Origin of the sequence: Sphingobacterium alkalisoli (assembly GCF_005049105.1) — a bacterium.
Taxonomy (GTDB): Bacteria; Bacteroidota; Bacteroidia; order Sphingobacteriales; family Sphingobacteriaceae; genus Sphingobacterium; species Sphingobacterium alkalisoli.
In genome coordinates, this window is record NZ_SUKA01000001.1 from 824,622 (window position 1) to 836,731 (window position 12,110).

9 protein-coding genes are annotated in these 12,110 nt (G+C 40.2%); 3 read left to right on the plus strand and 6 right to left on the minus strand.

Annotation, left to right across the window (positions count from 1 at the left end; genetic code table 11):
- Positions 1–7 precede the first annotated feature (7 nt).
- Complete coding sequence (locus tag FAZ19_RS02995) at positions 8–2,944, plus strand: FAD-binding and (Fe-S)-binding domain-containing protein (protein ID WP_229707273.1); 2,937 nt, start codon at positions 8–10, stop codon at positions 2,942–2,944.
- Between the two features lie 186 nt (positions 2,945–3,130).
- Here FAZ19_RS02995 and FAZ19_RS03000 read toward each other — a convergent pair whose 3' ends face one another.
- The 6 genes from FAZ19_RS03000 to FAZ19_RS03025 form a co-directional block, all read right to left on the minus strand.
- Positions 3,131–3,976, minus strand: a complete 846-nt coding sequence (locus FAZ19_RS03000) for a DUF2911 domain-containing protein (RefSeq protein WP_136819107.1) — start codon at positions 3,974–3,976, stop codon at positions 3,131–3,133.
- 11 nt (positions 3,977–3,987) lie between these two features.
- Positions 3,988–5,709 carry a DUF4091 domain-containing protein gene (locus FAZ19_RS03005; RefSeq protein WP_136819108.1) on the minus strand — a complete coding sequence of 574 codons (1,722 nt, stop codon included), beginning with the start codon at positions 5,707–5,709 and terminating at the stop codon, positions 3,988–3,990.
- Positions 5,710–5,844: 135 nt separating this feature from the next.
- Positions 5,845–7,128 carry a sugar MFS transporter gene (locus FAZ19_RS03010; protein ID WP_136819109.1) on the minus strand — a complete coding sequence of 428 codons (1,284 nt, stop codon included), beginning with the start codon at positions 7,126–7,128 and terminating at the stop codon, positions 5,845–5,847.
- 225 nt (positions 7,129–7,353) lie between these two features.
- Positions 7,354–7,776 (minus strand): hotdog fold thioesterase, encoded by a 423-nt coding sequence (locus FAZ19_RS03015; RefSeq protein WP_136819110.1) that lies wholly within the window; start codon positions 7,774–7,776, stop codon positions 7,354–7,356.
- Position 7,777: 1 nt separating this feature from the next.
- Positions 7,778–8,290, minus strand: coding sequence for a DinB family protein (locus FAZ19_RS03020; RefSeq protein WP_136819111.1), 513 nt, complete (start codon positions 8,288–8,290; stop codon positions 7,778–7,780).
- Positions 8,271–9,494, minus strand: a complete 1,224-nt coding sequence (locus FAZ19_RS03025; RefSeq protein ID WP_136819112.1) for a sensor histidine kinase — start codon at positions 9,492–9,494, stop codon at positions 8,271–8,273. Before FAZ19_RS03025 ends, FAZ19_RS03020 begins: the two co-directional genes overlap by 20 nt.
- Positions 9,495–9,591: 97 nt before the next feature.
- On the opposite strand from FAZ19_RS03025, the gene gltX reads away from it, so the two are divergent.
- Together gltX and FAZ19_RS03035 are read left to right on the plus strand one after the other, a co-directional pair.
- Positions 9,592–11,112 (plus strand): glutamate--tRNA ligase, encoded by a 1,521-nt coding sequence (gene gltX, locus FAZ19_RS03030; RefSeq protein ID WP_136819113.1) that lies wholly within the window; start codon positions 9,592–9,594, stop codon positions 11,110–11,112.
- 90 nt (positions 11,113–11,202) lie between these two features.
- Positions 11,203–12,054, plus strand: coding sequence for a sugar phosphate isomerase/epimerase family protein (locus tag FAZ19_RS03035; RefSeq protein ID WP_136819114.1), 852 nt, complete (start codon positions 11,203–11,205; stop codon positions 12,052–12,054).
- Positions 12,055–12,110 lie beyond the last annotated feature (56 nt).

Below are 12,110 nucleotides of genomic sequence, written 5' to 3' on the forward strand. Positions count from 1 at the left end.
AAGTATTTTGGAGGAGCTTTTATTACATCTTAAGGGGTCACTTGTTGGAGATCTCTTTACGGATCACACCATGCGTATTCTGTATGCGACAGATGCATCTGCATACCGTGAAATCCCCTTAGCGGTAGCTATTCCACAGACGGAAGAGGATATACAGAAGCTCATCTTCTTTGCGCAAGAAAATAAAATTTCACTCATACCGCGAACAGCAGGAACTTCTCTTGCCGGACAGGTGGTGGGGTCGGGGATAGTAGTAGATGTGTCGAAATATTTTACGAAAATACTGGAAGTCAATAAAGTTGATAAATGGGTACGGGTGCAGCCGGGAGTAATTCGGGATGAACTGAATTTGTTTTTAAAACCATATGGCCTATTCTTCGGTCCGGAAACCTCTACTGCTAATCGGGCCATGATCGGAGGAATGGTGGGAAACAACTCCTGCGGATCAAACTCACTGATCTACAAAAGTACTCGTGAGCATGTACTGGAGATCGAAGCTTTTTTGAGCGACGGCTCTAAAGTGTTATTTAAAGATTTGAGCTTCGAAGAGTTTACGGAAAAATGTACGGGAACGACACTTGAAGGAAGGTTGTATGCCCAAATCCGAAGTATATTGAGTGATTATCAAAATCAGGAGCGCATTAGATCCGAATTTCCAAAACCATCTATAGAACGCAGAAATACAGGATATGCAATAGATGTTTTAGTTAACACAGATCCGTTTACGGCTGGAGGAGGGGCTTTTAATTTTTCTAAATTGATCTGTGGGTCGGAGGGTACATTAGCGTTTATTACCTCTGTTAAATTGCATCTAAATAAGATTTCTCCCTATCCTTCTGGATTATTATGTGTTCATTTTTATAGTATAGAAGATGCGCTGCAAGCCAATTTGATAGCGCTAAAATACAAGCCGCTAGTGAGTGAGCTCATGGACAATTATATTTTGTCTTGTACCAAAAGCAATCTCGAACAAGCTCATAACCGATTTTTCGTAAAAGGAGACCCCGCTGCAATCCTTATTGTGGAATACGATGGTATGGATGAGCAAGAGATTCGACGCAAAGTCGCTGAAGTGGAAGCACATATGCGGAGGGAAGAATTAGGATATTATTTTCCATTGATCCTCGAAGCGGAAAAGAAGAAAGTGTGGGATTTACGAAAAGCCGGACTTGGACTTTTGAGCAATACACCTGGAGACGAAAAACCGGTCGCCGTGATCGAAGATACAGCCGTTGATGTAGAGGATTTGCCGGAGTATATCGCTGAATTTAATCAGATTTTATTGCAATATAATTTATATTCGGTTCACTATGCGCATGCTGCCACCGGGGAACTACATTTACGACCTCTATTAAATCTTAAAACCAGCGCCGGCAATCGATTATTTAAGGAGATCGCTTTCGAGATTGCAAAACTTGTAAAAAAATACAGAGGCTCATTGAGCGGAGAGCATGGAGATGGTAGACTTAGAGGTGAATTTATCGCTTATATGGTAGGAGAGCAGAACTATCAATTACTGAAACAAATTAAACACACCTGGGATCCCTATGGTGTGTTTAATCCAGGGAAGATAGTGGATACGCCGGCAATGAACTCCTTCTTGCGCTATACTCCTGATCGACCGAACAGAACGATAAAAACTGCCTTTCGTTATGGAGAACAACACGTTCTTCAGCATGCGGAGCAATGTAATGGCTCGGGTGATTGTCGCAAGTCCCACTTGTCCGGAGGAACCATGTGTCCGTCGTATATGGCTACGCGAAATGAAAAGGATACTACCCGTGCGCGGGCTAATATTTTACGGGAGTTTCTAACACACTCGCCGAAGGAAAATCCGTTTGACCATCCTGAAATCAAGGAGGTGATGGATCTATGCCTAAGTTGTAAAGGCTGTAAGACGGAATGTCCTTCGAGTGTAGATATGGCTAAACTTAAAGCAGAATTCTTGCAGGCTTATCACGATGCTAACGGTATCCCAATACGTACACGCTTGATAGGATGGGTGGATAAGATAACACAGCTGGCCTACTATATGCCAACTGTGTACAATTGGTCGATTCAAAACCGGCTAGTTGGAGGGCTTATTAAGCGTATGGTTGGTTTTTCGGAAAAACGTAATCTTCCTTTGGTGGCGCGTGTATCTTTGCGAAAATGGTTTGAGCTCTATGATAAACCGGTACACAATATTTCCCAGGTTAAAAAAACTGTTTATTTCTTTTGCGATGAATTCACAAATTATAACGATGTGGAAATTGGTAAAAAAGCCGTTATGTTGTTGGAGAAATTGGGATACGAAGTTTTAATGATAGATCATGCATTCAGTGGTCGGGCACTGATTTCAAAAGGCATGCTTCGCGCGGCAAAAAAGCTAGCAAATAGAAATGTAGAGGTTTTTGCTTCCCGGGTTACTAGTGAAACGCCTCTTATTGGGGTGGAGCCGTCAGCGATTTTGTCATTCCGTGACGAATATGTTGACCTAGTCGATGAACATCTCTTAACAGATGCAGAAAAGATCGCACCACATGCTATGATTATAGAAGAGTTTCTCTGGAAGGAATTTGAGAAAGGAAATATATCATCCGAAGACTTCAATATGTCTCAAAAAACATTGCTTTTACATGCGCATTGCCAGCAGAAGGCCTGGAAATTGCAGCATTTTACGGAAAAGGTGCTTTCTATACCAGAGAAATTTAGTGTAAAGTCCATTGCTTCTGGTTGTTGTGGAATGGCGGGTTCTTTCGGATATGAAAAAGAACATTTCGAAATCTCCATGCAAATAGGTGGATTGGTACTCTTTCCTACCGTAAGCAATAAAGAACAGAATGATGTCCTCGTAGCGTCAGGGACTAGTTGTCGGCATCAGATTAAGGATGGTACTTCGGAGCGAGCGTACCACCCCGTAGAAATTTTATACGATGCATTGAATGAAAAAGAGGGAGCCTGAAAAAAGTAAACCACGTCCTAAGAGCCGTCATTTCGACGAAGAAGCCTGCCTGGGATAGGCCGGCGATCTATTTGCCTATTAAGTTAAGAAAGACTGCCGCGTCGTACCTCCTCGCAGTGACGAACAAGTGGTAAAACGTTCATTGCGAGAAGGAAGAATGACGACGAAGCAATCTTAAAACATCAATTACTTGGTCGCCTCACCCAGGACTTGATTATTTAATTTAATGTATTCGCCGTTATTTGATTTTTCGGCTATTGCAACTCCTTCTTTCGCAGCTTGCGCCGCTCCGGCTTTATTGCCCGATTTTAAAAGAATTCTGGCTTTCCAATATTTAATGTATGGTGCTTCATTGTTACCTTTGTCGGCTTCGTTGATCCAATCAGTAGCTTTTTTGAGGTCAAGCCCGTTCGTGTAGTAATACTGAGCAGCCTGAAAATACGGTTTTTTCTCCCCTTGCATAGCCTGATCTAATGAAGCGAGAATCTCGGTGGATTGATCGACTTTAATGTTGAATGCAACTTGTGTATTTTCCCACGCTAACGTTACATTTGTAGAATTTGGTGTTACGTCTGTAAAATTAATTGTAAAGGTTTCTACTTTTTGAGACGTCGCTTGTGATTTTACGTTAAAACGTAGTAAATCCTCCTCTTGCTTGTACTGATATGCTCCCCATTGTTGTACGTTCTTACTCAAAATAATGGTCCAATTACTTTGGTTCGGAATAGTAAATAAGCCGTATGTACCAGCTGGTACTTTGTTCCCTTCAATGCTTACTTCTTCTTCGAAAGTAATGGCAGGAATATTGTTTGCCCCAGTACGCCATACTTCACCATAAGGTACTAACTCTCCAAATACAACCCGGCCATTGATGTTCGGTCTTTGATAAGCTAAAGAGATCTTCTTAATTCCTAATCCTTGCGTAATAGTCTGTGTACTACTTGCAGGAGGTAATTTTACCTGTGCCTCCGCAGTTTGTATCGTGAAAAATAATGCTGAAGCGGCGAATGCGCTCAATAATGTTCTGTTCATTGTGAATAATTTTACAGTGAATTTAAGAAAGATTTTCCATCTTTCACCTGTTTCGGTATTAATTCTTGTTTAATATCTTTGTTGTTGAAGGTCGATATAAGTTTGTTTAGTTTTTCCAAATCATCTTCTCTCTTTGCTTTATGAAGATATTCTCGTATTATTTTTATTTTTTCAGCGTCTTGTATACCTTCTCTTAATCGTTCAAAGCGAATACTAGTCGTATTATCGGGATATATCAAATAAGTGTCGCCGCTGAGCCAGCTTCCATAGCGGGTGTCTTGATCGGGCGTCGCATTCCAACAATCGTATGCCCATCTCAGGTATCCGTCAAAACCCCTTTCAACCGAGTTCCAAGCTAACCACACCGATTCGCTATAGCCTGAATTTGTAAAGGTATTTGGAAATATTTCGGAACAGCAGGTGTAAGCTGTGGTGTTGTATCCCAACGATTTACGTTTTTCCAAAATTTCCGTAGGCATATTTTCGCCTAGTGTAATGCAATAATCGATTAATTCAAACGCTAATTCTTCGTGATAGGTGCCTGCTAACGAAATTTTAAAGTCTGGATCGGCTTTTTTTATGATATTAATAGCCGCTAACATATCCTTCATCGGGCGTTCATCCATTGCAATGGTGGTCTTTTCAAACCAGCCTTTTTGCTTTAAATGTGCTGCGAAATCTATTAAAAAAGGCAACCAATGTTTCTCATAAGCCTCTTCTCCCGGTTTGGCTTTTAACACTTCCATTTTATCGCTCAACTCATCAAAATAGTAAAATGAAAGATTCCAGGGAATCATGCTGTAACAATTTATGAATTTATCGATCCCTTGATTTTGCATGAATGCTACCCATGTATCGAATACGGAGTAATCAAATCGCCATGATCCATCTTTCGCTTTTACCCATTTTATCATGGCATCGTATTTATCATAAGTTTGACCATTCCAAGGGTCGTAAATTAAGGTTGCCGTAATTGATTTTTGTCCTGCATCTGCCAACAATTTAATATGAGGCGTTAATTTTTCAAAATGTGCTGTCGAGAAGGGTTCCACCTCGTGGTGTCGTGCTACAGAATAGGGGTTTTGCCAAAGGTCTAAGTGATAAGACCATTCATCAGCATCAGGAAGTGTATGACTGGCTACTTGTACAGTGTAATCTAACGCTATCTCCTTGCTTCCTGTATTGACATATACTTTGCCATTGTAAAGACCTGCTGATGTGTTTTTCGGAATCGCGATACTTAACCAAATTGGACGGGTTTCTTTTCTTTGATAAACGAAACTTTGGCTATTGTCTATCCGATCTGCCACTAAGATGGAATCTAGTTTGACGTTGATCCCACATCCATTTTTTAAATCTCCTGGCAAATCCGATAATACGTATGTAATGGGATGGATTTGAATGTGATCTGCAGAAATCGTCGCCTGATCGGACGTTAACGGAGAAGCAGAAAGTTGTATGGTTTGGAAATCCGTTGTACCCCAGAATGCAAGTTGGGTGTGGATAGTTTCGTTTTTCCAAGCCTTGGCATTCCATGTAAGAATTTGTTGTGAGGAAGAGGGGGGAGTAGATTTGGATAAACTGAATTCTGTATCGATAAAGGAGAAATTTGCAGGTTTTTTAACGATATCCCAAGCTTGTGGATTTACTGCTTTTGGATCTTTGAATTCGAGGAATTGTGCCCTTGAAATTAAACTGCTAAATAGCAATATAAGGAATAAATGAACTTTCATAATCAAGTTTATTGACAGGGCTGTCTCGAAAGCCTGCAACTATGGTCATGTCGCTTCGATCGAAACGACGTAAATACTTGTTGTTTTTTGAGACAGCCCTGCGAGTAGGAGTTATTTAACCTAGCGCCGAATTAATTATACTTTTTTCCCAGCTTTATGTCCTATAATAGCATAATAAAAAATAAATAAATAGCAAGGTAGTGCAATCCAATAAGCCGAGTGCGATCCTACATAGTGTGCTATCTGACCATATAATAATGGGATGACAGCTCCACCTGCAATTCCCATTACCAACAAACCCGACGCTGCACTCGTAAATTTGCCCACACCTTTCAAGGCTAATGGCCAGATAGCAGGCCAAATCAACGAATTTGCAAGCCCCAATAGTGCGACAAAATAAAGCGAAGTCATTCCATGAGTGAAAACGATACCCACTGTGAACACAATCCCTAGTATGGCACATAACTTTAATGCGGCCTCTTGTTTAATGTACTTCGGAATAGCAATGATACCGACAATATATCCAACTACCATTGCGACCATCGTAAATCCGGTAAAGAATTTTGCATCATCTAAGGCAATACCTTGGGATACGCCATAGGCAATAATAGTGTCACCAGCCAAAACTTCAACGCCTACGTATAAGAACAGTGTAATCATTCCTAATACCACATGCGGGAATTGCCAAACGCTGGTTTTTCCGTCTGACGCATGGTGTTGGTTTACTGTTTCTTCCTCATTCCCCTGCACTTCAGGAAGATTTGCTCTCGCGATCCAAATGGATAAAACCACTAATACGACCACAATTCCGATATAGGGATTCACTACGGCCAAAGCGACTTTGTCTAGAGCTGCGGAATACTCTGCGGCAGAAAGAGAATTTACTTGTTGTGTCAACTTATCCGCCTCACCTAAATTTAGAAACAAGCCTAGAATGATAGGGGCCACAGCGCCAGCAAACTTATTACAAATACCCATTATACTTATTCGTCGCGCTGCAGTTTCGACCGGGCCAAGAATCGTAATATACGGATTAGAAGCAGTTTGTAATATTGCTAAACCTCCCCCCATAACAAACAAGCCGATCAAGAAGATAAGGTAAGTTCTGGAATAGGCGGCGGGAATAAATAACAACGCGCCCACAGCCATAATACCTAAGGAAATAGACATGCCCTTTTTAAAGCCATATTTATTCAATACCCATGTAGAAACTGGGGCCATGACTAAATAGGCGATGTAGAACGCAAACGTCACGAGATAAGATTGTACTTCGGTAAGCTCGCAAGCAATTCTTAAATAAGGAATTAGCAAAGAATTCAACCACGTGACAAAGCCGAAAATAAAGAAAAGTGATCCGATAATAATCATAGGACCTACTGTCGACTGTCCCGGTTTTTGATAAGATTTTTTAGAATCCATAGGGAGTTTTAAGATTAAATATAATTATCATAATTTGATAACACAAGACTAATAAAATAAATTGAGAATAGAAATAGAATAAAGTAATCAATCGTTTGCATGCGTTTACAAAAATAGAGAGACTCCGATGGGCGAAGTCTCTCTAAACCTAAACCGTATCATAAAACCAATGAATGGTATCTATATTAATAGTACAATGCTGTTTAAAAAATGTTTTCAAAAAAATCATTTTTTTTCTACAATTGCTACTGTTAGTCGTGATATGCATAATAATTCGTGTTGATCGTTATGGATTTTAATGTCCCAAACATGTGTGGATTTCCCGAGATGAATTGCTGTACAGGTTGCCGTTACTAACCCTGCTATACCTGATTTTACATGGTTGGCATTCACTTCCAATCCTACACCTACGTATTTCGTTGTATCGATGATCAGGTTTGATGCTACACTGCCAACAGATTCGGCTAGCACCACTGAAGCTCCTCCATGAAGGATTCCGAATGGTTGTTTCACTTTGTCTGTAATGGGCATTGTGGCGATAATGGCATTATCTAAGATACCCGTTGCTTTGATTTCGAGGAACTGAGTCATATATTTATCAAAAATACGGTTGACCTCGTCTAAGGAATAATTTTTAAGCCAGATCATTTTATTTTTTTAGATAACGTTCTTGTAGAATGATACGGTGATGATTCAAGTGGCCAGCAATGACATAAATAAATGCGCGTACGCTAATTAAGCGATCTGAAGCCATTCCTTTGCGATTAAGCTCGGTCTCATTCAACAAATTAAAGAAAATTAAATTGGCCTTTCTCAAATGGATGAATTCTTCGATCACGCTCTCAAATGTGCGCTCGTTATGACGGCCATTTGCAACAAATTCATCTTGTTCAAAGGCTGCTAAGGCAGTCATATCATTTCGAGCAAACCGCAATGCTCTATAGGCCATGACCCGCTCGGTGTCCAATATATGACATAATACTTCTTTTACCGTCCACTTGTCTTCTGCATAGGCATATGTGCCTAATTCTTCGGGTATGCTGCGGATAAATTCGGGAAAAGATTCAATTTGAAGCACAAGTTCTTCTTTTATATCGCCAACTATTGTTTCAATATAATCACTGTATATAGCTGGATATTCATCAGACTTGAGTTGGTTCATAGCGTAAGTTACTTTTTAATATTATCCTAAATGTGGTTCCTCTACCGATTTCAGATTCCTTGACAAAGATTTGCCCCTTGTGATAGCTCACCATTCGTTTGGTAAGACTCAAGCCAAGACCCCATCCTCGTTTGCGTGTGGTAAATCCGGGTTGAAAGACGTTTTCAAAATTTGTACGAGCAATTCCTTTGCCATTGTCGCTAATGTCTATAAAAATTTCCTCTTTTGCAATATTTTCTGAAATGGTTACGATGATTTTCCCCTCAGTTCCGATTGCGTTGACGGCATTTTTAAGTAAATTTTCTATAATCCAGTCAAATAACTGGATGTTTAACATCGCTTCCACATGTCTATCACCTTCAATAACAAAAGTAATCTTATCACTGGTACGTACACGGAAATAGGTTATGTAATCGTTGATGACACGGTATACATTGTGGTTTGTAAGAGAAGGGGTAGAACCAATCTTGGAAAATCGATCGGCTACTATTTCCAGTCGTTGTACATCACGTTCCATCTCATTCAGTACACTATCATCTTCGGCTTTGTATTTTATACGGATCAGCTCCAACCACCCCATCAATGAAGAAATGGGTGTGCCTAATTGATGAGCAGCCTCTTTTGCCATACCCACCCATACGAGATTTTGTTCGGATCGTTTAATGGAATTGAATACTGTATAGGCAATAATAAGAAACACGGCAATAAGTGATATCTGGACATACGGGTAAACACGGAGCTGGCGTAGTGCATCGGAATCGTGATAGTAGACATACCACTTTTCTCCCGTATCTAAATCAATGACAATGGGAGAATGCATTCTTTTCATCCCATTCAGCTGTTTTTCAAAATAGGCCGGATCGTATGCTAAATCTGCTTGAACGGTGTCTTCTATACGGATATTTGTCTTGGTCGAATCCAGATCCCGCCAAAAAATAATGTTTTCTTTTTGGTCGGTAATGATAGCGGGTAAAGTGAGGCTATCTCTTACGGCATAAATAAAACTGATAAATTGATCGTCTACATCGGGCATGGTGACAATACTCCTCGTACTCATAGCCCATACCTCAGCTTTCGTGCGCTCTGATTTGGATAAACTTTTGACAAGGTAGTTTGTATATACAAGCGATGCGCCCCCTATCACTACCGCGAATAACAAAAGCAAGAATTTCCAAAGTTGTTTATTGTACCTGTATGGATTCATGATATATATCGTACCGCAAAATAAAAATTTTATTGCATAACTATTCTATTATAGCGATTTTTAAAGTAAATCCCCGATAAATATGTAATTTTGTTGTATGAATTCACAAAAGAAAGTTAGGGTGCGGTTTGCACCTAGTCCTACAGGGGGATTGCATTTAGGGGGGGTACGAACGGCTTTGTTCAATTATCTATTTGCGCGTCATCACGAGGGTGAATTTATTTTACGTATTGAAGATACTGATCAAACACGGTTTGTGCCCGGTGCTGAGGAATATATTACAGAATGTCTTGCCTGGTGTGGGATTGAACCGGATGAAAGTCCGAGTAAGCCAGGATCCTTTGGGCCTTATAGACAAAGTGAAAGAAAACCTTCCTATCGTCAATACGCAGAACAATTAATAAAAGATGGATATGCCTACTATGCGTTTGACACCGCAGAAGAACTGGAAGAGCAGCGTCGGATTTATCCGAATTTCAGATACGGCCACGAAAATCGAGCAAACCTGCGAAATTCACTAAGCTTATCAGAGGAAGAAGTTCAAAAGTTGCTTGAAGACGGGGTTCCTTATACTGTACGTATTAAAATGCCTGAAGATGAAGTGTTATCGTTTGAAGATATGATTCGCGGGCGTGTCTCTTTTGAAACAAAACTAGTTGATGATAAAGTCTTATTAAAGGCAGATGGGATGCCTACCTATCATTTGGCCGTAGTGGTGGATGACAAGGCGATGGAAATATCACATATCTTCCGAGGAGAAGAGTGGCTGCCATCTGCTCCTGTACATGTTTTGTTGTGGGAATATCTCGGATGGAAAGAGAAAATGCCGTACTGGGCACATTTACCGCTGATTTTAAAACCTGATGGCAATGGTAAATTGAGCAAGCGCGATGGGGATCGGTTGGGGTTTCCGGTATATGCGATGAATTGGGTTGACCCTAAATCCGGTGGCTTGACAAAAGGTTTCAGGGAACTTGGCTTTATGCCGGAGGCTTTTCTCAATATACTTGCATTATTGGGATGGAATGACGGAACAGAACAGGAAATTTTTACCAAAGAAGAGTTGGTCCAAAAATTTACGGTAGAACGTATTAGTAAGAGCGGTGCCAAATTCGATTTTGAAAAAGCAAAATGGTTCAACCACGAATGGATTAAGCAAACCGATAATATTGCGCTAATTGTGCAAATGCGGAATATATTGGTTGAACATGGAATAGAAGAAGTGGATCCGGTCTTTTTAGATGGAGTGCTTTCTGCTGTGAAAGAACGTATGACATATATTTCAGACTTCTGGACGCAAACATCATTTTTCTTTCAGCGTCCTATTTCCTATGATGTGGAGGCTATTAAGCCGAAATGGAATGCGCAGAAAACCTCTTTTTTTGAAGAGTTAATAATAGAATTAATTGAGTTGCCTGTTTGGGAAGCATCGGCGTTAGAATCCTTTTTTAAGGAAAAAGTAGCTTTATCTGGAATGAAAGTCGGTGAGCTGATGATGCCTTTTCGCATTATGCTCGTAGGTGGCAAGTTTGGTCCTGATGTTTTTAAAATAGCAGAACTATTAGAAGAAAAAGAAGTAATTGGGCGAATCGAAGCAGCCTTGCCTCATTTTTCTTAACGATTTATCAGGTAATAAAAAACGCCAAGAAATTCCTATTTCTTGGCGTTTTTTATTACTTTAGAAGTTTTTAATACTTAAACCCCAATCATGATAAAATCAACCTTTCTAAATTTATTGATCGTATGGAGTCTTACTGTCTTGACATCGTGCTCTTCCACTAGAGATCTTTCCCGGGCAAATCCAGAGGAAAAACTTGGTTGGAAATTAGGTTCGCAGGCCTATACATTTAGGCTTTTCACCTTTGCAGAAGCGTTAGACAAAATTGACAGTTGTGAGTTACGCTATGTGGAAGCATACCCCGGTCAAATAATTGGTGCCGGAAGCCAGGAAAAAATGGGATACGGCCTTTCTGAATCAGGAAGAAAATTGGTGAAGGATTTATTGAAGAAAAAGAATATTACCTTATACGCTTTCGGGGTAGTAGGTGCTAACACCGAGGAAGAGTGGGAAAAGATTTTTCAATTTGCTAAAGATATGGAGGTAAAAGTGGTAAATGTCGAGCCCGCGGAGGAACATTTGGATATTATTTCCAGATTGTGTGATAAATACGATATTAAGGCAGCACTTCATAATCATCCCCAACCCTCGAAATATTGGACACCGGATGTTGTACTTGCTTCACTGGATGGTAGAAGCAAGCGTATGGGAGCAGCAGCTGACGTTGGTCATTGGATGCGTTCGGGATTAGATCCGGTGGCGTGTTTAAAACAACTGGAAGGTCGCGTCTTTCACTTACATTTTAAGGATTTGAATACTTTTGGAGATAAAAAGGCACATGACGTGCATTGGGGAACAGGAAAACTTCCGCTTCAGGAAGTTGTTAACGAGTTAAAACGTCAAAAGTTCTCGGGAATGCTCTCTGCAGAATATGAGTATAACTGGCAGAATAATAAAGACGATGTAAAACAAAGCGCAACAAATTTACGAGCTATATTGTAAATAGCGTTAAACTAACAAAAGCAGATAACTTATTATCTGCTTTTGTTATGTGTTAC